General features: G+C 73.0%; 27 protein-coding genes. 12 read left to right on the top strand and 15 right to left on the bottom strand.

Annotated elements, in window-relative coordinates:
* Positions 1–31: 31 nt before the first annotated feature.
* Both ACL03H_RS20305 and ACL03H_RS20300 read right to left on the bottom strand, forming a co-directional pair.
* Positions 32–601 carry an isochorismatase family protein gene (locus ACL03H_RS20305; protein WP_412812877.1) on the bottom strand — a complete coding sequence of 190 codons (570 nt, stop codon included), beginning with the start codon at positions 599–601 and terminating at the stop codon, positions 32–34.
* A gap of 8 nt (positions 602–609) precedes the next feature.
* The gene (locus tag ACL03H_RS20300) at positions 610–1,920 is read right to left on the bottom strand and encodes a nicotinate phosphoribosyltransferase (RefSeq protein WP_412812865.1); all 1,311 of its coding nucleotides are present in this window, start codon (positions 1,918–1,920) and stop codon (positions 610–612) included.
* 105 nt (positions 1,921–2,025) lie between these two features.
* Between ACL03H_RS20300 and clpS the strand changes: the two genes are divergently transcribed.
* The 6 genes from clpS (at position 2,026) to ACL03H_RS20270 (ending at position 5,949) form a co-directional block, all read left to right on the top strand.
* On the top strand, positions 2,026–2,319 hold the full coding sequence (clpS, locus tag ACL03H_RS20295) for an ATP-dependent Clp protease adapter ClpS (RefSeq protein ID WP_412812864.1): 294 nt from the start codon (positions 2,026–2,028) through the stop codon (positions 2,317–2,319).
* A gap of 4 nt (positions 2,320–2,323) precedes the next feature.
* Complete coding sequence (locus ACL03H_RS20290; protein ID WP_412812863.1) at positions 2,324–2,887, top strand: DUF2017 domain-containing protein; 564 nt, start codon at positions 2,324–2,326, stop codon at positions 2,885–2,887.
* 132 nt (positions 2,888–3,019) lie between these two features.
* Entirely contained in the window at positions 3,020–4,057 is a 1,038-nt protein-coding gene (locus tag ACL03H_RS20285) for a P1 family peptidase (protein WP_412812862.1), read from the top strand.
* Between the two features lie 94 nt (positions 4,058–4,151).
* Positions 4,152–4,607 carry a M67 family metallopeptidase gene (locus tag ACL03H_RS20280; RefSeq protein WP_412812861.1) on the top strand — a complete coding sequence of 152 codons (456 nt, stop codon included), beginning with the start codon at positions 4,152–4,154 and terminating at the stop codon, positions 4,605–4,607.
* Between the two features lie 86 nt (positions 4,608–4,693).
* Entirely contained in the window at positions 4,694–4,972 is a 279-nt protein-coding gene (locus tag ACL03H_RS20275) for a MoaD/ThiS family protein (RefSeq protein WP_412812860.1), read from the top strand.
* Positions 4,973–4,998: 26 nt separating this feature from the next.
* Positions 4,999–5,949, top strand: a complete 951-nt coding sequence (locus ACL03H_RS20270; protein ID WP_412812859.1) for a PLP-dependent cysteine synthase family protein — start codon at positions 4,999–5,001, stop codon at positions 5,947–5,949.
* A 158-nt stretch (positions 5,950–6,107) separates the two neighbouring features.
* Here ACL03H_RS20270 and ACL03H_RS20265 read toward each other — a convergent pair whose 3' ends face one another.
* Together ACL03H_RS20265 and ACL03H_RS20260 are read right to left on the bottom strand one after the other, a co-directional pair.
* Positions 6,108–6,767 (bottom strand): response regulator, encoded by a 660-nt coding sequence (locus tag ACL03H_RS20265; protein ID WP_412812858.1) that lies wholly within the window; start codon positions 6,765–6,767, stop codon positions 6,108–6,110.
* A 25-nt stretch (positions 6,768–6,792) separates the two neighbouring features.
* Positions 6,793–8,049 (bottom strand): sensor histidine kinase, encoded by a 1,257-nt coding sequence (locus ACL03H_RS20260; RefSeq protein WP_412812857.1) that lies wholly within the window; start codon positions 8,047–8,049, stop codon positions 6,793–6,795.
* A 185-nt stretch (positions 8,050–8,234) separates the two neighbouring features.
* On the opposite strand from ACL03H_RS20260, the gene ACL03H_RS20255 reads away from it, so the two are divergent.
* The 3 genes from ACL03H_RS20255 to ACL03H_RS20245 are packed head-to-tail and all read left to right on the top strand — an operon-like array spanning position 8,235 to position 11,765.
* A complete protein-coding gene (locus ACL03H_RS20255) occupies positions 8,235–9,725 on the top strand; it encodes an ArnT family glycosyltransferase (RefSeq protein ID WP_412812856.1) in 1,491 nt (496 codons plus the stop codon).
* Positions 9,726–9,774: 49 nt separating this feature from the next.
* Positions 9,775–10,290, top strand: a complete 516-nt coding sequence (locus tag ACL03H_RS20250) for a PH domain-containing protein (protein WP_412812855.1) — start codon at positions 9,775–9,777, stop codon at positions 10,288–10,290.
* Positions 10,287–11,765, top strand: a complete 1,479-nt coding sequence (locus ACL03H_RS20245; RefSeq protein ID WP_412812854.1) for a PH domain-containing protein — start codon at positions 10,287–10,289, stop codon at positions 11,763–11,765. The genes ACL03H_RS20250 and ACL03H_RS20245 overlap by 4 nt, the downstream gene beginning before the upstream one ends.
* 221 nt (positions 11,766–11,986) lie before the next feature.
* On the opposite strand, the gene ACL03H_RS20240 is transcribed toward ACL03H_RS20245, so the two are convergent.
* The 3 genes from ACL03H_RS20240 to ACL03H_RS20230 all read right to left on the bottom strand — a co-directional run bounded on the left by ACL03H_RS20240 (position 11,987) and on the right by ACL03H_RS20230 (position 15,067).
* Entirely contained in the window at positions 11,987–12,178 is a 192-nt protein-coding gene (locus ACL03H_RS20240) for a DUF397 domain-containing protein (protein WP_412812853.1), read from the bottom strand.
* A complete protein-coding gene (locus tag ACL03H_RS20235) occupies positions 12,179–13,027 on the bottom strand; it encodes a helix-turn-helix domain-containing protein (RefSeq protein ID WP_412812852.1) in 849 nt (282 codons plus the stop codon). It abuts the gene before it with no gap.
* Between the two features lie 306 nt (positions 13,028–13,333).
* Complete coding sequence (locus tag ACL03H_RS20230; protein ID WP_412812851.1) at positions 13,334–15,067, bottom strand: pyruvate dehydrogenase; 1,734 nt, start codon at positions 15,065–15,067, stop codon at positions 13,334–13,336.
* Positions 15,068–15,259: 192 nt separating this feature from the next.
* Between ACL03H_RS20230 and ACL03H_RS20225 the strand changes: the two genes are divergently transcribed.
* Positions 15,260–15,421, top strand: a complete 162-nt coding sequence (locus tag ACL03H_RS20225; protein WP_412812850.1) for a hypothetical protein — start codon at positions 15,260–15,262, stop codon at positions 15,419–15,421.
* Between the two features lie 66 nt (positions 15,422–15,487).
* Entirely contained in the window at positions 15,488–15,961 is a 474-nt protein-coding gene (gene bcp, locus ACL03H_RS20220) for a thioredoxin-dependent thiol peroxidase (RefSeq protein WP_412812849.1), read from the top strand.
* A 355-nt stretch (positions 15,962–16,316) separates the two neighbouring features.
* Here bcp and ACL03H_RS20215 read toward each other — a convergent pair whose 3' ends face one another.
* The 8 genes from ACL03H_RS20215 to ACL03H_RS20180 form a co-directional block, all read right to left on the bottom strand.
* Positions 16,317–17,075: a sulfite exporter TauE/SafE family protein gene (locus tag ACL03H_RS20215; protein WP_412812848.1), complete on the bottom strand. Its 759-nt coding sequence runs from the start codon at positions 17,073–17,075 to the stop codon at positions 16,317–16,319.
* Between the two features lie 75 nt (positions 17,076–17,150).
* Positions 17,151–17,309, bottom strand: a complete 159-nt coding sequence (locus ACL03H_RS20210) for a hypothetical protein (RefSeq protein WP_412812847.1) — start codon at positions 17,307–17,309, stop codon at positions 17,151–17,153.
* 863 nt (positions 17,310–18,172) lie between these two features.
* Entirely contained in the window at positions 18,173–18,787 is a 615-nt protein-coding gene (gene rdgB, locus ACL03H_RS20205) for an RdgB/HAM1 family non-canonical purine NTP pyrophosphatase (RefSeq protein ID WP_412812846.1), read from the bottom strand.
* Entirely contained in the window at positions 18,784–19,539 is a 756-nt protein-coding gene (rph, locus tag ACL03H_RS20200) for a ribonuclease PH (protein ID WP_412812845.1), read from the bottom strand. Before rph ends, rdgB begins: the two co-directional genes overlap by 4 nt.
* Positions 19,540–19,587: 48 nt before the next feature.
* Positions 19,588–20,007, bottom strand: coding sequence for an Imm1 family immunity protein (locus tag ACL03H_RS20195; RefSeq protein WP_412812844.1), 420 nt, complete (start codon positions 20,005–20,007; stop codon positions 19,588–19,590).
* Positions 20,008–20,041: 34 nt separating this feature from the next.
* On the bottom strand, positions 20,042–20,809 hold the full coding sequence (locus tag ACL03H_RS20190; RefSeq protein ID WP_412812843.1) for an MBL fold metallo-hydrolase: 768 nt from the start codon (positions 20,807–20,809) through the stop codon (positions 20,042–20,044).
* Entirely contained in the window at positions 20,806–21,621 is an 816-nt protein-coding gene (murI, locus tag ACL03H_RS20185; RefSeq protein WP_412812842.1) for a glutamate racemase, read from the bottom strand. Before murI ends, ACL03H_RS20190 begins: the two co-directional genes overlap by 4 nt.
* Complete coding sequence (locus ACL03H_RS20180; protein ID WP_412812841.1) at positions 21,618–22,247, bottom strand: rhomboid family intramembrane serine protease; 630 nt, start codon at positions 22,245–22,247, stop codon at positions 21,618–21,620. The genes murI and ACL03H_RS20180 overlap by 4 nt, the downstream gene beginning before the upstream one ends.
* 94 nt (positions 22,248–22,341) lie before the next feature.
* Between ACL03H_RS20180 and ACL03H_RS20175 the strand changes: the two genes are divergently transcribed.
* Positions 22,342–23,190, top strand: a complete 849-nt coding sequence (locus ACL03H_RS20175; protein ID WP_412812840.1) for an SMP-30/gluconolactonase/LRE family protein — start codon at positions 22,342–22,344, stop codon at positions 23,188–23,190.
* Positions 23,191–23,475 lie beyond the last annotated feature (285 nt).

Below are 23,475 nucleotides of genomic sequence, written 5' to 3'. Positions count from 1 at the left end.
GCCCCCGACCGCGCCGCCGGGAGATCCCGGCTCACCGCACGATCGGGGACCCGGTGGTGGCGACGCCGGCGGCGCGCAGGTCGGTGAGCGCCGACTCGACGGTGGCGGCGGAGACGCCCGCCGTGAGGTCGAGCAGGACCGTGGTGGTGAACCCGGCCTTCGCCGCGTCCAGCGCCGTGGCGCGCACGCAGTGGTCGGTGGCGATGCCGACGACCGCCACGTCGGTCACCCCGTGCGCCCCCAGCCACGCGGCGGGCCCGCGGCCGGTGCGGTCGACGCCCTCGAAACCGGAGTAGCCGTCGGAGTACTGCCCCTTGGAGAAGACCTCCCGCACCGGGCCCACCTCCAGCTCCGGGTGGAACGCGGCGCCCGCCGTGCCCGCCACGCAGTGCACCGGCCAGGAGCGCACGAAGTCCGGGGCCGCGCTGAAGTGGGCACCGGGGTCCACGTGGTAGTCCCGGGTGGCGATGACCTGGTCGTAGTCGGTGCCGTCCAGGTGGCGGGAGATCGCGGCGGCCACCTCGGCCCCGCCCGCGACGGCCAGCGCGCCGCCCTCGCAGAAGTCCAGCTGGACGTCGACCACGACCAGCGCCGTGCGCACCGCTGAGCTCACAGCTCCTCCTCGGAGTGGAAGGTCGTCGGGATCGCGGGATCCCCGCTCGAGAGGGTCAGGCCCTCCCACGGCAGGCTCACCAGGGCGTGCCGCAGGCGCTCCCGATTGTCCTCCAGCGTCGGCAGGCCTTCGACCCGCTCGCCGCCGCGCACCAGCGGGATCGGCACCACCCGGTCGTTCGGGCCCGCCTTCGGCTCCACCGCGTCCGCGCCGGTGCGGAACACGACCTCCTCCAGCGCGGTGCCGGTCTCCTTGTGCCTGCGCAGCGCCGACTTCGCCCCGCCCCGGGACTCCTTGTGCGAGCTGCGCTTGGCCACCGCCCGGCCGTCCACCTCGGTGAGCTTGTAGACCATGCCCGCGGTGGGCGCGCCCGAGCCGGTGACCAGGGAGGTGCCGACGCCGTAACCGTCCACCGGCTCGGCCCGCAGCGCCGCGATCGCGTACTCGTCCAGGTCACCCGAGACCACGATGCGGGTGCCGGTGGCGCCCAACGAGTCCAGCTGCTCCCGCGCCTGCCGCGCCAGCACGCCCACGTCACCCGAGTCGATCCGCACCGCCCCGAGCCGCGACCCGGCGACCTCCACGGCCGTCTGGATGCCCTTGGTGATGTCGTAGGTGTCCACCAGGAGTGTCGTGTCCGCGCCGAGCGCGGCGATCTGCGACTCGAACGCGGCACGCTCGGAGTCGTGCAGCAACGTGAACGAGTGGGCCGAGGTCCCCGTGGTGGGGATCCGGTAGCGGCGCCCCGCCTCCAGGTTCGAGGTGGCGGTGAATCCGCAGAGGTAGGCGATGCGCGCCGCCGCCACGGCCGACTCCTCGTGGGTGCGCCGCGATCCCATCTCGATGATCCGGCGGCCGTTCGCGGCCGAGACCATCCGAGCCGCAGCGGCCGCGATCGCCGAGTCGTGGTTCAGGATCGACAGGATCACCGTCTCCAGCAGCACCGCCTCGGCGAAGGTGCCGCGCACGGTGAGCAGCGGGGAACCGGGGAAGTAGAGCTCGCCTTCCGGGTAGCCCTCGACGTCGCCGGTGAAGCGGTAGTCCCGCAGCCAGGCGAGGGTGTCGCCGTCGACGACGCCGTCCGCTGCGAGGCTGGTCAGCTCCGCCTCGTCGAACCGGAAGTCCTCGATCGCGGCCAGCACCCGATCGGTGCCCCCGACCACGCCGTAGCGCCGCCCGACGGGCAACCGTCGGGTGAACGCCTCGAACACGCAACGGCGTTCGGCGGTCCCGTCCCGCAGGGCGCTGGCCAGCATGGTCAGCTCGTAGTGATCCGTCCGCAACGCGGTACTGGCAGCTGCCGTCATGGATCAGAGGTTACGTCCCCGCGACCGCCCGCCTCGCCCGCAGGTCGTGCCCGATTTGGCCGTGCGGTCGACGACGTGTCCGTGCCCACGTGCGAACATGGGGACATGACCTCGCCCGCTGAACTGGAGCGCGCGCAACTGGAACCGGCTGAACTCGGAGACGAGGACAAGCCGTGGGTCACCGTGGTCTGGAACGATCCGGTGAACCTGATGTCCTACGTGACCTACGTTCTTCAGAAGATCTTCGGTTACAGCCGGGACCACGCGACCAAGCTCATGCTCGACGTCCACCACAAGGGTCGCGCGGCCGTCTCCTCGGGCGCGAAGGAGAAGGTCGAGGGGGACGTCGCGAAACTGCACGCCGCAGGCCTGTGGGCCACGATGCAGAAAGACTCGTGATCAGGTGAACGGCTGGACTCGCAAGAACGGGCACGTGGTCGCCGAGCTGTCCCAGCAGGAAGCGGCCGTGATCCGCGGGCTCGTCGGCCAGATCAAGGACATGCTCACGGCCCGCGCCGAGGAGACCCCGCAGGACGAGCTCGCCGAGCTCACCGGGATCCGCACCGGTCCCTCCACCCCGCCCGAGGACCGCGTGCTGGGGCGGCTGCTGCCGGACTTCTACCACCGCGACCCGGAGACCGGCGAGACCGACGAGGAGCAGCCGGAAGCGGCCGGGGCGATGCGCTCCCTCTACGAGCCCGAACTGGTCGACACCAAGACCGGGGTCGCCACCGTGGTGCTGGACACCTGCCCCCGCGAGGGCGGGCGGGTCGTGCTCAGCGGGGAGCAGGCCGATCACTGGATGGCCGCCCTCAACGACGTCCGGCTCGCGCTCGGCACCGCGCTCGACGTGCGGGACGAGATGCCGGAGGAACCCCCGGAGGACGAGCTCCGCCGCGAGCACCTCGGGGTCTACCAGTGGCTCACCTGGGTGCAGGACAGCTTGGTCGAGGCCGTCGCCCGCTGACTGCCCGAAGGGCGCGGTGGGAGCTCGGCCCCCGACGCGCCCGGCGGCGCTCGCCGTTCGAGGCCCCGGCAGCGGCGCTGCCGCGGGGCGAGTCCCGCCCGGACCCGATGTCGCGCGGGGGAGGATGCGCGCATGGACAGCGGAGCGCGGGACGCGATCGTGGACGTGCGCGGGGTGCTCGTGGGGCACCACCAGCGTTGCGACGAGCACTGGGCCACCGGGACGAGCGCGATCCTGGTGCCGGAGGGGGCAGCGGCGGCGGTCGACGTGCGCGGCGGCGGGCCGGGCACCCGGGAGACCGACGTGCTGGACCCGACGCACCTGGTGCCGCGGGCGCACGCCGTGGTGCTCAGCGGGGGCAGCGCCTACGGGCTCGCCGCCGCCGACGGCGCGATGCGCTGGCTCGGCGAGCGCGGCCACGGCCTGCCGGTCGGTTCCGAGCCGCACGAGGTGGTGCCGATCGTGCCCGCTGCTGTCCTGTTCGACCTGCCGATGAGCGACTGGGGCAACCGGCCGGACGCCGAGTTCGGCCGCCTCGCCTGCGCGGCCGCCGGGGCGGACAACGCGGAGCAGGGCAACGTCGGCGCCGGGACGGGCGCTGTCGCGGGTGCGCTCAAGGGCGGGGTCGGCACCGCCAGCGCGGTGTTCCGCAGCGCCGCGCTCGATGCGGACGTGACGGTCGGGGCGCTGTTCGCGGTGAACTCCAGCGGTTCCGTGATCGACCCGGAGACCGGGTTGCCCTGGGAGCGGTACCCGGGTCTGCGCGCGCCCGCGCCCGAGGAGATCGCCGCGGCCCGGCCGCGCAACGACCTCGCCGCCGGGCGACCCGGTCGGCGCGGCACCACGTCCCGCCCGCTGAACACCACGATCGGCGCGGTCGCCGTCGACCTGGCGCTCACCAAGGCTCAGTGCCGCCGGGTCGCCGTCGCGGGCCAGGACGGGCTGGCCAGGGCGATCCGCCCGGCGCACGCGATGGTCGACGGGGACACCGTGTTCGCCCTCGCCACCGGGGACCGCGAGCCGGGTGAGGGCTGGGTGGCGGTGCTCGACGAGGTGTGCGCGGTGGCCGCCGAGGTCGTCAGCCGCGCCATCGTGCGGGCCGTGCTCGCGGCCGAGCCGATCGGCGAGGTGACGTCCTACACGAGCCTCTACCCCTCGGCGCGGGAATGAACGATCGTGAGCCGACGTTGACCACGCAAACGGCACCGGACGATTCGCGTTCCGCATTCTGGACACCGGTGCCCCACTCAGTAGGATGGTGCCCGTGCTGGTGATTCGACGCGACCTCGTGGATGCGATGGTCGAGCATGCTCGGCGGGATCATCCCGACGAGGCGTGCGGCGTCATCGCGGGGCCGGAGGGGTCGGACCGGCCCGAGCGGTTCATCGAAATGATCAACGCGGAGCGTTCGCCGACCTTCTACCGCTTCGACTCCGGCGAACAGCTGAAGGTCTGGCGCGGGATGGACGAGGCCGACGAGGAGCCCGTCGTCATCTACCACTCCCACACGGCCACCGAGGCGTACCCGTCGCGCACCGACGTCTCGTTCGCCTCGGAGCCCGGCGCGCACTACGTCCTCGTCTCCACCAGGGACCCGCAGACCCACGAGCTGCGCTCGTACCGCATCCTCGACGGCGCGGTGACCGAGGAGCCGGTGGAGATCGTGGAGTCCTACATGTTCGCCCACACCGGCGCGGACGAGGTGCCCGACCAGGGCTGAGCCCGCTCCGCCGCCCCCGCGCGCGGCGGTCCCGGCGCGCGCGCAAGTTCCGTTCAGCAGTCCTCGTGGACAGGGAGGTTCCAACCATGGCAGTCAAGGTCTCGATCCCCACCATCCTGCGCAGCCACACCGACGGGCAGAAGTCCGTCGAGGCCAGCGGCAGCACCGTCGCCGAGGTCATCAACGACCTCGACAGCAAGCACGGCGGGCTCAAGGACCGCTTGGTCAAGGAGGGCTCGCTGCACCGCTTCGTCAACATCTACGTCAACGACGAGGACGTGCGCTTCGCCGGTGGCCTGGAGGCCGGGGTCGCCGACGGCGACAGCGTGACGATCCTGCCCGCCGTCGCCGGCGGTATGCGCTGATCTCCCGCTGAGACTGGAGGCTCGTCGTGGCCCGGTACGACTCGCTGCTCGACGCGCTCGGTGACACCCCGCTGGTGGGCTTGCCGAACCTCTCGCCCGCCGCCGACGTGCGGCTGTGGGCTAAGCTGGAGGACCGGAACCCGACCGGCTCGATCAAGGACCGCGCCGCGCTGTCCATGGTCGAGGCCGCGGAGAAGGAGGGCAGGCTCACCGCGGGCTGCACCATCCTGGAGCCCACCTCCGGCAACACCGGCATCTCGCTGGCGATGGCCGCGAAGCTCAAGGGCTACGGCCTGGTGTGCGTGATGCCGGAGAACACCTCGGAGGAGCGCAGGCAGCTCCTCCAGGCCTTCGGCGCGCGCATCGTGTCCTCGCCCGCGGCGGGCGGCTCGAACCAGGCGGTCGCGGTCGCGAAGGAGCTGGCCCAGCAGAACCCGGACTGGGTGATGCTCTACCAGTACGGCAACTCGGCGAACGCCGACGCGCACTACCGGGGGACCGGGCCGGAAATCCTGCGGGACCTGCCCGGGGTCACCCACTTCGTCGCCGGGCTGGGCACCACCGGCACCCTCGTCGGGGTGGGCCGGTACCTGCACGAGCACAAGCCCGGGGTGCAGGTCGTCGCGGCCGAGCCGCGCTACGGCGAGCTGGTGTACGGGCTGCGCAACCTCGACGAGGGCTTCGTGCCGGAGCTCTACGACCCCTCCGTGCTGTCCCGCCGGTTCTCGGTGGGCTCCTACGACGCGCTGCGCCGCACCCGGCAGCTGCTCGAATCGGAGGGCATCTTCGCGGGGATCTCCACCGGGGGCGTGCTGCACGCGGCGCTGACCATCGGGGAAAAGGCCGCTGCCGCGGGGGAAGCGGCGGACATCGTGTTCGTGGTGGCCGACGCGGGCTGGAAGTACCTCTCCACCGGCGCCTACGGCGGCACCCTCGACGAGGCCGCGCAGCGCCTCGACGGACAGCTCTGGGCCTGACCCGGCGTCTTCGGTCCGGGCTCGCCCGCCGGTGCCGGTGGCGGGAGCTCAGCGGCTCCCTCGGCGGAGGAGCGGCCTCTGCCGCGCGCGCTCGGCGCGTGGCGGAACGGTCGCCCCCGCGACGGAGTCGCTGAGCACCCGCGCCGGGCGCCCCGCGCTCAGCGGCGGGTGATGCCCGCCTCGTGGGCGATCAAGCCCGCCTGGACCCGGTTCGCGCACTCCAGCTTGACCAGGGTGCGCGAGACGTAGCCCTTCACCGTGGCCTCGGAGAGGAACAGCCGCTCACCGATCTGGGCGTTGGACAGGCCTTCGCCGATCCCGGTCAGCACTTCCCGCTCGCGCTCGCTGAGCTCCCGGATCGCCGCCAGCGCGCGCCGCTGCCCGGCGCTCTGCCCGGCGGAGGCCGCGACCAGCCGCTTGGCCGCCTCCGGCGACAGCACGGTGTGCCCGTCGGCGGCCACCCGGACCAGACCGATCAGGTCCTCCGGCGGCGTGGACTTCACCAGGAAACCGGAGGCGCCCGCGCGCAGCGCCCGCAGCACGTACTGGTCCGCGTCGAAGGTCGTCAGCGCCACCACCGCGGGCGGCTCCGGCAGTTCGCGGATCCGCTCGGTCGCGATCAGCCCGTCCACCCCCGGCATCCGCAGGTCCATCAGCACCACCCGCGGCCGGTGCCGCACCACGGCCTCCACCGCCGCCGCACCGTCCTGCGCGTCCCCGACGACCTCGATGTCCGGCGCCGAACCGAGGATCGTGCGCAGGTGCGCGCACACCATCGGCTCGTCGTCGACCAGCACGACGCGGATCGGTTCGCTCAACCCGGAGTCCCCGTTCGCCAAGGCGCTAGCCGGTTCCGGCTTCGGCCGTGGGCACGTACCCCGGAAGTATGGCACCGACCTCGAAACCGCCATCGCCGTTCGGACCGGATCGGAAGCTGCCGCCCACCAGCTCCACCCGTTGCCGCAGCCCCAGCAGCCCCGAGCCGGAACCGAGCCCGGCCAGCTCGCCGCGCCCGCCGGGAGCCGGACGGGAGTTGCGCACCGCGAGCCGCACCCGGTCCGGTGCGTACTCCACGTGCACGTCGACCTCGCTGCCCGGCGCGTGCTTGTGCACGTTCGTCAGCGCCTCCTGCACCACCCGGTAAGCGGTCCGGCCCACCGAGGGCGACACCGAGGTGGCGCTGCCGAACTCCGTCAGCCGCACCGGGATCCCCACGGCCTCGGTCTCGGCGATCAACCCGGACAGGTCCGGCAGGGGTTCCGCGGCGGCGCCCCCGGCTCGCTGCCCGGTGCCGGAGCGCAGCACGCCGACGAAGTCGCGCAGCTCGTCGAGCGCCTGGCAACCGCCCGCGCGCAGCTCCTCGGCGGCGGCCCGGGTGGGCTCGTCCGGTGCGGTCACCCCGAGCGCTCCCGCCCGCAGCACCATCAGGCTCACCCGGTGCGTGACCACGTCGTGCATCTCGGTGGCCATCTTCGCCCGCTCGTCCGCGCGCGCCCGCTCGGCCAGCAGGTGCTGCTCGCGCTCCGCGCGGTCGGCCCGGTCCTCCAGGGCCCCGACGAGTCGCCGCCGAGCACCGATCCACAACCCGAGCACGGCCGGGAACGCGGTGCACCAGATCGCGTTGTTCAGCGTCTCGCCCTCCGGTGCCGTCCAGGGCCGCATCGCGAGGAACACCGCCGCCACCAGCAGGACCCAGCCGATGATCCGGTGCGCGCGCCGCGTCTCGTAGGCCGTGAAGGCGTAGATCGCGAACCCGAGCTCGGCGGGAACCCACGGATCGGTGCGCTGGTTCATCGGCAGCAGCGGCCCGATCCCGGCCGAGAACGTGACCGCGTGCACCGCGCTCAGCGCCACCCCGGCGGCCAGCAGCGGCACCGAGAACCGGCGGCGAGCCACGAGCGCCAGCGCGCACAGCAGCGAGATCGAGTCCGCGACCGCGCGGCCGCCGATCCAGCTGTGGTCGGCGACCTCCGGCGGCACGTCCGGCGGGTAGAACGACGCCAGGATCGGGCCGAGCGGGATCAGGACGGCGACCAGCAGCACGTCGAACACCGCGGAGCGCGGGGAGTCCCACAGCTGTCGCCACAGCGGGCGTGGCACCGGGCCACCGTAGCCCGCGGCGGCGCCGGCCCGGCCTCCCGCGCGGCCCGTCGGGGGGCAGGACCCTGCGAAAGTCGCATCACGACACGACTTCCGTCGTCCGAGATCACCACCGTTCGGCGTCGCGGTGCGACCCGGCGATGCGGTGAGCTGTGCGGGGTCACGGGAATTCCTTGGGGGAGACGATGCGAGAGGCAGTGGCGACCACCGCCGCACCGCCGGTCACCGCCGGAGCAGCGCCGCGCTTCGCGATCGGGCCGCTGCTGCTCATCGCGGTGGTGTTCGGCGCGGTGCACCTGGCGGTGAGCCCGTTCGGCGGGTACTGGATCGACGAGGTCTACATGCTGGCCATCGGCCGGTACCACCCGGACTGGGGGTACGTGGACCAGCCGCCGCTGGCCCCGCTGCTGGCGGGGGCGATGGAGTGGCTGGCGCCGAACTCCACGCTGGTGCTGCGGATTCCCGCGGTGCTGATCTCGGCGTCCGGGGTGCTGCTCGCGGGGCTGCTGGCCCACGAGCTCGGCGGTGACCGGCGCGGCCAGGTGCTCGCGGGGCTGGCCCACGCGACCGGGCTGTGGGTCAGCCTGGTGGCGCACTGGATCACGCCGTACACGCTGGAGGTCCCGCTGTGGATGCTGGCGTGCTGGCTGCTGGTGCGCTGGTGCCGGCAGCACGCCGACGGGCGGGCCGACGACCGGCTGCTGCTCGCCCTGGGCGTCGTCATCGGCGTGACGATGCAAGTCAAGGTCCACGTCGCCGTGCTCTGCGCGGCGCTGCTGGGCTGCCTGCTGGTGTTCGGTCCGCGCGACCTCCTGCGACGCCCGATGTTCTGGGGGTGCGCCGGGATCGCGTTGGTCATCGCGGCACCGACGTTGATCTGGCAGGCGGCGCACGGGTGGCCGCAGCTCGCGATGAGCGAGGTGGTGCGGGCGGAGACGCCGGTCCTCAGCGGTGGTCGTCCGGGGGCGGCCACCCAGATGGTCCTGTACGCGGGCGTGCTGGGGGCACCGCTGTGCGTGTTCGGGGTGGCGCGGCTGCTGCGCGCCGAGGAGTTCCGCCCGTACCGGTTCATCGGGGCCGCGGCCCTCGTGCAGTACGTCTTCTACATCGCTGCCAGCGGGCGGCCCTACTACGTCATCGGGATGTACGGGGTGCTGGTCGCCGCGGGAGCGGTGGGCTTCCAGCGCCGCCGGGAGGCGCGGGCCCGGGCGGGTACCCGCGGCCGCGGCTGGATCGCCTGGTCGGCCGGGGTGCTCGCGGTGCTCGCGGCGGGCGGGGTGGTGTGGATGTCGATGGCGGTGACGACGGCCTTCGGGGTGCCCGCGGACCGCGCGCTCGCCCGGGACGTCTCGGCCGCGTACCGGGCGCTGCCCGCCGCGACCCGCGAGCACACCGCCGTGGTGGGGGAGAGCTACATCCTCGCGGCGATGCTCGACGCCCACTCCGACGAGTACGGCCTGCCGCTGGCGCACAGCGGCCACCGGGGGTACGGGCCGTTCGGGCCGCCCCCGGAGAGCGCGCGGGACGTGCTGTTCGTCGGCGGCGACCCGGCCCCGTGGCGGGCGCACTTCGCCGAGGTCCGCGGGGTGGGTGGCTCGGACGTCCCGGTGTGGCTGCTCAGCGGCCGCGAAGAGCCCTGGGCGCGAGTGTGGGAGCAGGTCCGGAGCCTGCGATGACCCGCTGCGAGGATGCGAGCGCGAACATCACCTGATCGGAGAACACGACGTGTCCACGCAAGACAGTTCAGCGGGCGCCCCGGTGCGGTTGCGCCCTCCCCGGCACCGGGTCGAGCGGCGCGCCGTCGGCTGGTGGTCCGCCCAGGCCGCGGTGCTGGTCGTCCCGCCGGTCGTCGTCCTCGCGGTGCTCGCCGCGCTGATCGCCCCCGCCCGGCCCTGGTTGCTGCTGGGCCTGCTGGTGGTGGTCCTGCTCGGCCTGCCCTACCTGCTGGTGATGCCGCGGTGGCGGTACCGGGTGCACCGCTGGGAGAGCACCGAGCACGCGGTCTACACCGCCGCGGGCTGGGTGCGCCAGGAGTGGCGGGTGGCGCCGATGTCGCGGATCCAGACCGTCGACTCCGTGCGCGGGCCGCTGCAGCGGGCGTTCGGCCTCGCCAGCGTCACCGTCACCACCGCTTCGGCGGCGGGTGCGCTGCGCATCGACGGCCTGGACCACCGCGTCGCCGAGGAGCTCGTGGAGCGGCTCACCGCCACGACGCAGGCCGTGCGCGGGGACGCGACGTGAGCGGCCCGCTGGAGTGGCGGCGGCTCGACGGTCGCGTGGTGCTGGCGCTGCTGATCCTGGTGCTGGCGCCGCTGGTGCCGACCGTCGCGGTGATGCTGCTGGCCGGGGCCGGGCTCGTGCCGCTGGCCATCACGACCGGGAGCTGGCTCGCCGCCGCCGCGCTGCTCGCCGGACTGTCCGCGCTCGACTGGTGGTTCACCAGCTACCGCATCGGCGAGGAACGGGTCGAGCTGCGCAAGGGCGCGCTGTCCCGCAGCCGCCGATCGATGCCGAGGGACCGGATCCGCAGCGTCGACGTCACCGCCGATCCCGTGCACCGGCTGCTCGGGCTGGCCGTGGTGAAGATCGGCACGGGGGCGCAGGGGGAGGACGAGTTCAAGCTGGACGGCGTCGCCCGTCCGGACGCGGAGCGGATCCGGGCGGCGCTGCTGCTGCGGGACTCCACTTCGGACGCTCCGGAGGACGGCGGGGAGCTGGCGCGGCTGCGCCCGGCCTGGCTGCTCTACTCCGGCGCGACGGCCTCGTTGATCCTCGCGGTGTGGGGCGCGATCGGCTCCACCGTGGGGTCGTTCTCCGAGGTGCTCCGGAAGTTCGACGTGTACCGGACGATCGGCGAGGAGTTCCGCGCCGCCCCGCTGTGGCTGGGGATCGGGCTCCCGCTGCTGGCGGCGGTGGGCACCGGGGTGCTCGGCTCGCTGCTGCTGTCGGTGGAGCTGTGGTGGGGCTTCACCCTCACCCGGGAAGGCACCGGCACCCTGCGGGTGCGGCGAGGACTGCTGACCCAGCGGTCGATCTCCTTGGAGGAGGAGCGGTTGCGGGGCGTGGAGCTCTCCGAGCCGTTGCTGCTGCGCTGGGTCGGCGGTGCCCGCACCCACGCGCTCGCCACCGGGCTCAGCGAGAGCGCCGACGGAAAGCAACCCGACGCGAAAACGCTGCTGCCGCCCGCCCCGCGCGGGCAGGCCGCCCGGGTCGGGGCGGCGGTGCTGCGGGAGCGGGAGTTCCCCGGTGCCGGGCTCACCGGGCACCCGCGCGCGGCGCTGCGGCGGCGGGTCACCTGGGGGGCGCTGGCGGCGCTGCCGTTCGCGGCGACCGCCGCGGGTCTCGCGGCGGCCGGCTGGCTGCCCGCCGGGCTCGCGGGTGCGGTGGCGCTGCTGGCGGTGGTGATCGGGGTCGGTGCCGGCGTGGACGCCTACCGCGGCCTCGGCCACCGGCTGCACGGCCGGTACCTGGTGAGCAGGCGCGGAACGGGAGTTCGCCGGACGGTGGCGCTGCAGCGGGACGGGATCATCGGCTGGCGCTTCGAGCGGTCGGTGTTCCAGCGGCGGGCCGGGCTGGTCGACGTGGTGGCCACCACCGCCGCGGGCTCCGGCCGCTGCGCGGTGCCGGACGTTCTGCTCGGCGACGGGCTGGTCTTCGCGGACGAGGCGGTGCCGGGGCTGCTGACGCCATTCCTCGAACCCGTGTCCCGCGATTAATACGGGGGAGGCGTAGGACCGTTCGGGTGAGATGCGGTTCGCATTTTTTCGGCGGAGCGCCGGGCTGCCTGGCGCAATACCGGAAATCGACGATCGCTTGACGGATTATTCCAAGCTGGAGAAACAGGGCCGAGCGGGCGCGGAACCTGCGTCCCGCTCGGTTCTTCAGTTCGCTCCCGCGTCGCGGCCGCACCAGCCGGTGAGCGCGGGATCAATCGGGGTCAGCGGTCGAAGTCGCCGCGCTTGAGGCTTCCGAGGAAGTCCTCCCACCGCGCGGGATCGACGGCGAAGTGCCCACCCGGCCGGTCCTTCGTGTCGCGCACGCCAACCCGTGCGGCACCGAACCCGACCTCGACGCACTGTCCTGCGTGCGTGCTCCGGGTGCTGGTTCGCCAACCCGTGAGGTATTCCATCTACAGCTCTCCTATGCGCTCGTGAATCACTTGAATGGACCCTTCCGGGTCGATCGCGTGTGCGCGTAGATGGTCCATCATCGTCACGTATTTGGACAGCTCGTTATCGCGTTCGAGGTAAAGGCCTCCCACGTGGGTTTCCAAATAGACGACGTCGGGATCCACGTGGTTGGAGTAGCGCAGGATGACGAATGGACCCGCCTGCGCCGGGTGAGCGCCCGCGTCCAAGGGCATGACCTGCAACGTCACGTTCGGGAGTTCCGCCAGCGCGAGCACGTGCTCCAATTGGCGGCGCAGCACGGCCGGGCCGCCCACGCAACGCCGCAGCGCGGTCTCGCCGATCACCGCCCACAGGTCCAGAGGCTGGGAACCGGTGACCCGGTCCTGGCGCTGAATCCGGAGTTCGACGCGGCGTCCTATCTCCGTTTCGTTGGCCCGGATCAGGGTGGAGCGGGTGATGGCGTAGGCGTACTCGGCGGTCTGCAGCAGGCCGGGAATGGCCTCGGATTCCCAGGTGTGCATGCAGGAGGCCTCGGCCTCCAGGCCCACGTAGGTCTCGTACCACTCGGGCAGCACGTCGCTGTAGGAGTGCCACCAGCCGCGCTTGCGGGCGTCCCTGGCCAGGTTGATCAGTTGTTCGCGTTCGGCACCGTTGATGGCGTAGAAGTCCAGCAGGGCGCTGACGTCCCCGATCGAGGGGGAGCGCTTGGCGGTCTCGAATCTGCCGATCTTCGCCTGGGTGCAGCCGAGATGGGTAGCGGCCTGCTGCTGGGTGACCTCCGCTGTTCCTCGAAGTCTGCGCAGCTCGGCGGCGAGGCGGCGACGGCGCACCGTGGGACTCACTGTCATGGAGATCAGTGTCCCCCCTGCGAACCCAGCGTCACCACGGCATCACCCAAACCGACATCGGGCCGGGGAGATCGAGCGATCCGCCGACGCGGCACCGGGTCCGCCGGCGCCGCCGCGGCGGCAGGAACCGAGCCGCGCCAGCACCGGTTTCCCGCCCTGGCGGTCGCGCCCAGGCAAGTCGCGGCCCGAGGTCGCGGCCCGCCATGATCCACCCCGCCGGACGACCTCCGGCCGCACGGCCGCGAGATGTGTTCACGCTCAGCGACCAGGGGTGGGTATAGGAGCCCGGAACGGGTGAGGCGCGGTTCAGGGGCGCGGGATGTTGCGGAGGTTGCTCCGCGCCAGCTGCACCATCTTGCCCACCCCACCGGAGAGCACGGTGCGGCTCACCGCCAGCGCGAAGCCCTTCACCTGGGTTCCGGTGATCCGCGGTGGGATCGACAGCGCGTTCGGATCGGTCACCACGTCCACCAGCGCGGGTCCCGGGTGCGCCAGCGCCCCGGCCAGCGCCTCCCGCACCTGGTCCGGCCGCTCCACCCGCACCGAGCGCACCCCGGCGGCCGCGGCGATCGCCGCGTAGTCGATCGAGTCGTAGTCGGTGCCGAAGTCCGGCAGCCCGTCCACCAGCATCTCCAGCTTCACCATGCCCAGCGAGGAGTTGTTGAACACGACGAGCTTCACCGGCAGCCGTTGCGTCCGCACCGTCAGCAGCTCGCCCAGCAGCATCGAGAGCCCGCCGTCGCCGGACATCGAGATCACCTGCCGCCCCGGGGCCGCGAGCTGCGCCCCGATCGCCTGCGGCAGCGCGTTCGCCATCGAGCCGTGCACGAACGAGCCCAGCACCCGGCGTCGCCCGTTCGGCGTGATGTAGCGCGCCGCCCACACGTTGCACATCCCGGTGTCGACGGTGAACACGGCGTCCTCGGCGGCGAGGTCGTCGAGCACGTCGGCCACGTACTCCGGGTGGATCGGGACCTGGTCGCCGACGTTCGTGGTGTACGAGTCGACCACCTGCTCCAGCCGCTCGGCGTGCTCGCGCAGCATCCGGTCCAGGAACGAGCGGTCGGTCTTCTGCCGCAGCTTCGGCAGCACCGCGCGGATCGTCTCCCGCACGTCGCCCTGCACCGCCAGGTCCAGCACCGTGCGCCTGCCCAGGTGCGTCGGATCGATGTCCACCTGGACCGTGTTCGCCTGCGGCAGGAAGTTGTCGTACGGGAAGTCGGTGCCCAGCAGCACCACCCGGTCCGCCTTCTGCATCGCCTGCTGGCAGGCGCCGTAGCCGAGCAACCCGCTCATCCCCACGTCGTAGGGGTTGTCGTACTGGATCCACTCCTTGCCGCGCAGCGCGTGACCGACCGGGGACTGCATCGTCTCGGCCAACCGCATCACCTCCCGGTGCGCGCCGCGCGTCCCCGCACCGCAGAACAACATCACGCGCTCCGCCGAGTTCAACGACTCCGCCAGCCGATCCACCTGGCTCGGCGAGGGCACCACGATCGGCGGCTCCGAGGCCACCACACCAGCGCCGGTCGGCTGGGCGGCGGGCTTGTGCGCGACGTCGCCGGGCAGCACCAGCACCGCCACCCCGCGCCGGCCCGCCGCGGTCTGCATGGCGCTGCGCAGCAGGCGGGGCATCTGCTCGGGTTGCGAGAGCAGCTCGCAGAAGTGGCTGCACTCGTTGAACAGCTCCTCGGGGTGGGTTTCCTGGAAGAAGCCCGTGCCGATCTGCTCGGAGGGGATGTGCGAGGCGAGCGCCAGCACCGGCGCGCCGCTGCGGTGCGCGTCGTACAGCCCGTTGATCAAGTGCAGGTTGCCCGGGCCGCAGCTGCCCGCGCACACCGCGAGCCGTCCCGTGAGCTGCGCCTCCGCGCTCGCCGCGAAGGCCGCCGCCTCCTCGTGGCGCACGTGCACCCACTCGATGCCCTCGGTTCGGCGCACCGCGTCCACGACCGGGTTCAGGCTGTCCCCGACGATGCCGTAGATCCGTTGCACGCCTGCTTGCACGAGCACTTCGATGAACTGGTCGGCAACGGTCGGCATGGGCGCTCCCGGTGAGTGGCGGTGCTGGTCCCCTCCGCTCTACGCGGGGCGGTGGGGGGCCGCAACTCCGGACGGCCGTGCCGCGTTCTTCACCCGTTCAGGTGGGTCGGGTAACGTCTGCGGTTCCGACGGCGATCATGTGAGCGTCGACGTCGACGCTCCTCGAAAACCCCATTCAGTGAAGGGAAAACGGTGAGCCTGCGCCTTTACACCGTTTGCGCGCTATCCGTGACGGCCTCGGCCTTGGCCGGGCTCTTGTTCGGTGGGTTCATCGCCTCGGAGGATCAGGATGAAGCGGTGTCGGTGAACACCGTCTCGCAGACCGTGCCGGACACCGCGCCGCAGCTGCGCTGACCCGTGGCGGCCTGGGCGGTCGGTGGCCGCCCAGGCGAACGGGCCCTTGCACTACCGTCCTGGGACATGAGCGAACCGCAGCGGCTTTCCCCGGGTGACACCGCGCCCGACTTCTCCCTGCCGGACGCCGACGGCAAGACCGTGGCACTGGGCGACTACCGGGGCCGTTCCCTGGTCGTGTACTTCTACCCGGCGGCGAGCACCCCGGGCTGCACCAAGCAGGCCTGCGACTTCCGCGACAGCCTCGCCGCGCTCGACGACGCCGGATTCGACGTCGTGGGCATCTCCCCGGACGGGCCGGAGAAGCTCGCGAAGTTCCGCGACGCCGAGGGGCTCACCTTCCCGCTGCTGTCCGACGCGGACAAGACCGTGATGGCGGAGTGGGGCGCGTTCGGGGAGAAGAAGAACTACGGCCGGGTCGTGCGGGGCGTGATCCGCTCGACCTTCGTGGTCGGCCCCGAGGGGAAGATCGACAAGGCGCTCTACAACGTCAAGGCCACCGGCCACGTCGACCGCCTCCGCAAGGAACTCGGCGTCTGAGGCCGCACCGCGCGGCAACCGCCCACTCCCCGGGCCGCCCCCACCGCCTCCGGTCGAGGAGTGAACGGACCGTTCGTCCCATCTCGTTGGACGAACGGTCCGCTCACCTGAATCCGCTTGAGCCCGGGCCCGGTGGGCGCGGTTGAGGAGTGAACGGACCGTTCGTCCCATCTCGTTGGACGAACGGTCCGCTCACCTGAATCCGCTTGAGCCCGGGCCCGGTGGGCGCGGTCGAGGAGTGAACGGACCCTTTGCCCCATCTCGTCGGACGAACGGTCCGCTCACCCGGTGGAGATGAGCGGGTGAACGGACCGTTCGTCCCGAAGGCTTGGACGAACGGTCCGCTCACTCCGGATCAGTCGAGGACGAGGTAGACCGCGACGCCGGCGGCGATGACGACGACCAGGTAGCGCAGCAGCGTCGCGGGCAACCGCTGCGCCAGCTTGCCGCCCGCGTACCCGCCGAGCACCGTCGTCGGCACCAATGTCAGCACCGCCACCCAGTCGACCGGCGCGATCAGCGCGTACACCACGAACGTCACCGCGCTGCCGATCAACCCCAGCCAGCTCTTGAGCGCGTTGAGCCTGCGCATCGAGTCGTTCACCGCGACGGCCAGGATCGCGATGAGGATGACGCTGCGCGCCCCGCCGAAGTAGCCGCCGTAGATCGAGGCGAAGAAGATCCCGGCGGTGAGCGCCACCAACCGGTCAGGTCCACCGCCCTCCGGGTGCCGGAGCCAGCGCTTGATCGTGTTCTGGAAGGCCATGAGCACCGCGGACAGCCCGACCAGCGCGGGCACCACCGCGTCGAACACCGAGCCGGGCAGCACCATCAGCAGCACGCAGCCGATCACCGCGCCGGCGGCCGCCGCGATCGAGGTCCACCGCAGCCGCTGTGGCGCGCCCCCCAGGTCCGCGCGCTGGCTGATCGCGGCGCCGACGAACCCCGGCCCCTGCGCGACGGAGTTCGTCACGTTGGCGACCAGCGGCGGCATCCCGGTGGCGAGCAGGGCGGGGAACACCAGCAGCGATCCGCCACCCGCCACGGCGTTGATCCCCCCGGAGAGGAATCCCACGACGATCAGTCCCAGCAGCTCGATCCATTCGCTGAACACCAGCGGAACCTAACCGCTGCCGACCGCGCACCGGGGTGCGGGGCGACGCCCGTCACAGTGGCGGGGGCCTCCGGATCAGACCTGGACGAGGCGCGGCTCGGTCCGCCCGGGCTCCGGCGGAACGCGCGGCGCGGGAGCACCGAGCGAGTTCGCGGCGTGCAGCGCGGTGAGGACGCTGAAGGTGACGGCGGCGGACGCGACACCGACGGAGGCGCACACGAACCAGGGCTTCATCGACGTTTCTCCTTCGACGGGCGGAGTTGGGTCGCGAGCCGTGCCGGGGCGGTTCGCGGGTGAGCCGCGCGGCGGCGACTCGGCGATGCGTCGAACGGGCGCCTCGCGCGGATCAGCGAGGGCCAGGCCCGCGTCGTGCCCATCCGGCCGCGGGGTGGGCCGGGCTCCGAGCATCGATCTCGGCGGCCCCACTCGGCACTTCGTCGCACCGCCCACCGCCGTTACGCCCCGCCCGGCGGACCCGTCCCAGGTCACAGAGGGCCCGCGCCGCACTGCCCCACCTGGCGGCAACCCGGTTCGGCCGAGGCGACGCCAACGCCCCTCCCCGGAGCACGCCGGTTCCGGAGAGCTGGAGGCCCCGGCTGGACGCGGGCGGATCGAGGCGCGGGTCCGGCGGAACCGGGCGGAGCCCTCGCCGGACGGCCGCTGCGCTCCCGCGCGGTCGTCACGTGGACCGCTGGCCGTGGGGTCAGCGCGCTGCGGCGGAGGGCAAGGTGGCCAGCGCCGGGCGGAAGTTCTCGGGCCGGCGGGACGAGGTGCCGGGCGCGGCGGCCCGTCCGGTGCGCGCCGGGACGTCGCCTCGCGGCCTCACCCGCAGCGCACCAGCGCGGAGCCCGGACCGCGATCCGCTGGTGCGCGCGCCGGACCGGATCGCGGAGGCGGCGCTGTCGCAGAGCCCGGCCGGGATCTGCACGATCGCTGGGGGCGCGGCGCGGGACCGGAGGTCCTGCCGCTCATCGAGGGGCGCCACCGGCCCGCGGACGATCACGTGGTGCGGGTGCGGGCGGAGATGGCCGTCGAGAAGACGAGACCGGAACGGGTTCCCGGAGCGAAGCGATCCCCGGCCGCCACGCGCGCGCCGCCTACTGCTCCTGCTCGGCCAGCTTCCGCAGCGTCGGCAACAACAACCGCAAGGCCCGACCCCGGTGCGAGTCCGCGTCCTTCTCCTCCGCGGAGAGCTCCGCGGCCGTCCGGGTCTCGCCCTCCGGGACGAAGATCGGGTCGTAGCCGAAGCCGTTCTCGCCGCGCGGTGCGCGGGTCACGGTGCCGGGCCACTCGCCGCGAACCACGGTCTCCGTGCCGTCCGGCAGCACCAGGGCGGCCGCCGACACGAAAGCACCACCGCGCCGCTCGTCGGGCACGTCCTTGACCTGGCCCAGCAGCAGTTCCAGGTTCGCCTGGTCGTCGCCGTGCCTGCCGCACCAGCGGGCGGAGAGCACCCCGGGCATGTCGTTGAGCGCCTCCACCGACAGACCGGAGTCGTCGGCCACGGCGGGCAGCCCGGAAGCGCGGGCCGCGTCGGCGGCCTTCGCCACGGCGTTCTCCTCGAAGGTCGCACCCGTCTCGGGGGCCTCCGGGAACTCCGCGACCTCGTCCAGCCCGATGACCTCGACGCCGCTGACGCCCTCGGCTTCGAGGATGCGCCGCAGCTCGACGAGCTTCTTCGCGTTGCGGGTCGCGAGCAGCAGGCGCGTCACCGGGCACCGCCGGGCAGCTCGCCGGGGTACGGGGCGGCCAGCGCCTCGGTCTGCTTGCGGGCCAGCTCGGCGCAGCCGTCCAGCGCGAAGTCGAGCATCGTGTCCAGCGTGGAGCGCGGGAAGGTCGCACCCTCCCCGGTGCCCTGCACCTCGACGAGGGTCCCGTGGTCGGTGGCGACCACGTTCATGTCCACCTCGGCGCGGGAGTCCTCCTCGTAGGGGAGGTCCAACCGGACCCGGCCGTCCACCACGCCGACGCTGACCGCGGCGATGGAGCAGGACAGCGGCTTCGGGTCGGAGAGCCTGCGCGCCGCGCTCAGCCAGGTGATCGCGTCGGCGAGCGCCACGTACGCACCGGTGATCGCCGCGGTGCGGGTGCCGCCGTCCGCCTGGATCACGTCGCAGTCCAGGGCGATGGTGTTCTCGCCCAGCGCGGCGAGGTCGATGCAGGCGCGCAGCGAACGGCCGATGAGCCTGCTGATCTCGTGGGTGCGGCCGCCGATGCGGCCCTTCACGGACTCGCGCACGCCACGGGTGTTCGTGGCCGAGGGCAGCATCGCGTACTCGGCGGTCACCCAGCCGAGGCCGGAACCGGCGCGCCAGCGCGGCACCCCGTCCTGCACGCTCGCCGCGCACAGCACGCGGGTCTTCCCGAACTCGACCAGGACCGAGCCAGCGGGCCAGTCCTGGTAGCCGCGGGTGATTCGCACTTCCCGGAGCGCGTCGTCGCTCCGCCCGTCCGCTCTCGCCACGCGCCCACCCTAACCGCCCGCTGACGGCCGCTTCGCGCGGCGGGTCGGCTACCAGTCGACGCTGCGCCACTCCACGGCGCGCGGTCGCCGCCCGGTGTCCAGGAAGTCGCGCAGCGCGGCCGCCAGCACCTCCGGGGCCACCCCGCTGCCCGCGGGGAACTCGACGTCCTCGCTGCTCAACGCGGGTGACTCCGGATCGCCCGCGAGCACCGCGAAGTCGTGATCGGCGTCGAAGTGGCTCAGGTAGCCGTAACCCCCGGACACCGCGGCGATCACATCGTGGTCGAGCATCTGCGTCGCGGAGTCGGCCAGCTCCCGGCCTTCGTGCCAGATCGTCGCCGGGCCCGCGCCCGGCTCCGCGAGCCGCCGCACCAGCTCGTCGACCTCGCCGGGCTCGGTGAGGGTGAGCCCGTCACCCGCGTTCGCATCCGCCGTCGACGCGATCGACCACACGGCCGTGATCGTCATCCTTGCCCCTTCCAGCGCGAACGTCCGCGTTCACTCAGATCGAATGGTGCTGGCCCGCTTCGACGACCCGCACCGGCCCGTCGAACTCCTCGGTCGCCTCCCGCAGGATCTCCTCCGGGTCCGTCCACGGTTGCAGGTGGGTCAGCAGCAGCTGCCGCGCCCCCGCCCGCTTGGCGACGCGCGCCGCCTGCCTGCCGGACAGGTGCACGCCGTCCGGGCGTTCCGGGGAATCCGTCCAGGAGGCCTCGGAGAGCAGCACGTCCGCGTCCCGCGCCAGCTCCTCCACCGCCGCGCACGGGCCGGTGTCACCGGTGTAGACCAGCACCCGGCCCTCGGCCGCCACCCGGAAGCCCCAGGCCGGGCACAGGTGGTCCACCGGCAGCGCCGTCACCCGGAAATCTCCCACCTCGGCGGGCGCGTCGAAGCTCCGGAACTCGTAGACGTCGGTCAGGTCCGCCTCGGCGAGTTCCGCCGCGTTCGGCGCGTAGAGCCGGGCGAGCCGCTGCTCGGTCTCCGGCGGGCCGAACACGGGGAGCCTGCTGCGCTCCGGGTCGCGCGGCGGATCGGGGTGGTAGCGGCGCAGCACGGTCAGCGCCCCGAAGTCCGAGCAGTGGTCCGGGTGCAGGTGGCTGAGGAACAACCCGTCCAGCTCGAACGGGTCCAGGTGCCGCTGCAGGGCACCGACGGTGCCGTTGCCCAGGTCCAGCGCGATCCGCGTTCCGCCCGACTCGACCAGGTAGCCGGATGCGGGCGAGTCCGGCCGGGGCAGGCTGCCGGAGCACCCGAGGATCGTCAGCTTCACAGCGACGAGCCTGCCACGGCGAACGCCTCGACGGACCCGAACGCGGCCATCGGCCCCAGGAAGCGCCGCGCCAACCTGGTGAACCGGTCCGGATCGCCCGTGGCGCGGAACTCGTGCTCCGGCTCGTCGTCCCGCTCGGTCAGCAGGTCGAGCTCGGTGAGCACCCGCACCACGTCCTTCGCGGTCTCCTCCGCGCTGGAGACGAGGGTGACCTGGTCACCCATCGCGAGCTGCAGCACACCCGTCAGCAGCGGGTAGTGCGTGCAGCCCAGCACCAGGGTGTCCACGTCGGCGCGCTGCAACGGGTCCAGGTAGCTCTGGGCCAGCCCGAGGACCTGGCGCCCGCTGGTGATGCCGCGCTCGACGAAGTCCGCGAACCGGGGGCAGGCGGCCGTGGTCAGCCGCACCTGCGGCGCGGCCGTGAAGGCGTCGTCGTAGGCCAGCGAGCGGATGGTGGCCTCGGTCCCGATCACGCCGACCCGGTTGTTCCGGGTGGTGGCGACCGCGCGCCGCACGGCGGGCAGCACCACCTCCACGACCGGGATGTCGTAGCGCTCGCGGGCATCCCGCAGGCAGGCCGCCGAGGCCGTGTTGCAGGCGATGACCAGCGCCTTCACCCCGCCCTCGACGAGCGAGTCGGTGAACGCCAGGGTGCGGGCGCGGATGTCGGCCAGCGGGCGGGGGCCGTAGGGGGCGTTCGCGGTGTCGCCCACGTAGCGGATCGCCTCGCCCGGAAGCTGGTCGAGCACGGCGCGGGCGACGGTGAGCCCACCGACCCCGGAGTCGAAGATCCCGATCGGCGCGTTCGTCACGCGGCCAGTGTGCCAGGCGTGCTCCCCCGGGTCCGCTCACGAGTGCCGCGCGCCACCAACCAGGCCGCGAGCAGCCCGCCGAGCGCGCCGCAGAGGTGGCCCTGCCAGGAGACCAGCGGGGAGCTGGGCAGCACGCCCCACAACATGCCGCCCCAGTAGAAGAACAGCACGACCGCCACCACGATCTGCCCGAAGCTGCGCGCGAAGAAGCCGCGCACCAGCAGGAACACCATCCAGCCGAACGCCACCCCCGAGGCGCCCACGTGCGTCGAGGGCCCGGTGGCGATCAGCCAGGTGCCCAGGCCCGCGACGAGCCACACCACCGCCGTGACCGCGACGAACTGCCGCACCCCGTTGGCCAGCAGCAGCCAGCCCAGGACCAGCAGCGGGATGGTGTTCGACATCAGGTGCGCGAAGCCCGCGTGCAGCAGCGGCGCCCAGAGCACGCCGTCCAACCCGTCGAGCCGGTGCGGCACGATCCCGTTCGCGTCCAGGTGCTCACCGGTGGCCTGGTCCCAGAACTCGATGACCCACAGGACGGCGACCATGATCGACATCTGGATCGCGGCCCTGATCGGCTTCTGCGGGAGGACGCGCGGCCGCTGCCGGGCGGGCTGGTTCGTCACCCGGTCGAGATTACGCGAATCGGGCGGAGGGTGACTCGATGATGATCGCGATAGGCTCCCGGACCGTCCAAGCCGATCCCCGGAGGGAGCCGCGGTGCCCACCACCGCACGGGCCGAACCGGCCGTGCTCGCCCAAGCAGCGTTCGGACACGGGCCCACCTGGGACGCGGGCACCGCCAGCCTGCTGTGGACCGATCTGCGGTCCCGCACCGTGCACCGCTACGCGCCCGACGACGCCGATCACTGCATGGAGGTCCCGCAACAGGTCGCCGCCGCCAAGCCGCGCTCGCGCGGTGGACTGCTGCTGCACCTCGACGACGGGGTCGCGCTCTACGACGCCGACGGGGAGCGGCGCACCTGGCTGACCTTCTGGGCGCGGCCCGGGGTGCGGGCCGGGGAGAGCACCGTCGACACGTGCGGGCGACTCTGGGCCAACACGGTGCGTGAGGACGAGAGCGGCGACGGCTGGCTGGTCCGGGTGGACGCGGCCGGGACGGCGCACGTCGTGCTCAGCGGGCTCCGGGCGGCCAACGGACTCGCCTTCGGGCCCGACGACGCTCAGCTCTACCTCGTCGACAGCACCACCCGGCGGGTCGAGGTGCTGGCGGTCGACCCCGTGTCCGGCAGCGCCTCCGGACGCCGGACCGCGTTCGAGGTGGACGGCACGCCCGCCGGGTTGTGCACCGACGCGGCCGGGGCGGCGTGGATCGCGGTGCGGGACCGCGGTGAGGTGCGGCGGTACGCGCCGGACGGGCGGCTGGACCTGGCCGTGCCGCTGCCCGCGCGGCGACCGACCGGGTGCTGCTTCGGCGGGGAGGACCTCACCGACCTCTACGTCACCACGGCCCGGGAAGGCCTGGCCGACCCGGCGTCGGAGGACGGCGCGGTCCTCGTCCTGCCCGGCATCGGCACCGGCCTCCGCTCCCACTCCTTCGCCGGCTGACCAGCACCTCCTCCGGGTGAACGGCCCGTTCGTCCGAACCCGTTGGACGAAGGGTCCGTTCACCCCGTCCCGTTCGGCGCTTCGGGAGGGCTGTTCGGTGGGTGAACGGTCTGTTCGTCCGAACCCGTTGGTCGAGGGGTCCGTTCACCCCGCCGCGCGCCGGTTCCGGGTGAACGGACCGTTCGACCAGTGCGATGGGACGAACGGGCCGTTCACCCCGGAGCGCTCCGGCCGTTCCCGGCGCACCGGGTGGTGAACGGACCGTTCGACCAGGGCTTCGGGACG

The sequence above is a fragment of the Saccharopolyspora antibiotica genome (genome assembly GCF_047200635.1).
In the GTDB taxonomy this organism is placed as follows: domain Bacteria; phylum Actinomycetota; class Actinomycetes; order Mycobacteriales; family Pseudonocardiaceae; genus Saccharopolyspora_C.
The sequence above is the reverse complement of the archived record's forward strand: the minus strand, read 5'-3'. Positions and strand labels throughout refer to the sequence as shown.

Excerpts from the sequence above, each read along its gene's own strand:
- ACL03H_RS20300 (WP_412812865.1), bottom strand. The coding sequence starts at position 1,920 with ATGACGGCAGCTGCCAGTACCGCGTTGCGGACGGATCACTACGAGCTG.
- clpS (WP_412812864.1), top strand. The coding sequence starts at position 2,026 with ATGACCTCGCCCGCTGAACTGGAGCGCGCGCAACTGGAACCGGCTGAA.
- ACL03H_RS20285 (WP_412812862.1), top strand. The coding sequence starts at position 3,020 with ATGGACAGCGGAGCGCGGGACGCGATCGTGGACGTGCGCGGGGTGCTC.
- ACL03H_RS20275 (WP_412812860.1), top strand. The coding sequence starts at position 4,694 with ATGGCAGTCAAGGTCTCGATCCCCACCATCCTGCGCAGCCACACCGAC.
- ACL03H_RS20255 (WP_412812856.1), top strand. The coding sequence starts at position 8,235 with ATGCGAGAGGCAGTGGCGACCACCGCCGCACCGCCGGTCACCGCCGGA.
- ACL03H_RS20240 (WP_412812853.1), bottom strand. The coding sequence starts at position 12,178 with ATGGAATACCTCACGGGTTGGCGAACCAGCACCCGGAGCACGCACGCA.
- ACL03H_RS20235 (WP_412812852.1), bottom strand. The coding sequence starts at position 13,027 with ATGACAGTGAGTCCCACGGTGCGCCGTCGCCGCCTCGCCGCCGAGCTG.
- ACL03H_RS20230 (WP_412812851.1), bottom strand. The coding sequence starts at position 15,067 with ATGCCGACCGTTGCCGACCAGTTCATCGAAGTGCTCGTGCAAGCAGGC.
- bcp (WP_412812849.1), top strand. The coding sequence starts at position 15,488 with ATGAGCGAACCGCAGCGGCTTTCCCCGGGTGACACCGCGCCCGACTTC.
- ACL03H_RS20210 (WP_412812847.1), bottom strand. The coding sequence starts at position 17,309 with ATGAAGCCCTGGTTCGTGTGCGCCTCCGTCGGTGTCGCGTCCGCCGCC.
- ACL03H_RS20195 (WP_412812844.1), bottom strand. The coding sequence starts at position 20,007 with ATGACGATCACGGCCGTGTGGTCGATCGCGTCGACGGCGGATGCGAAC.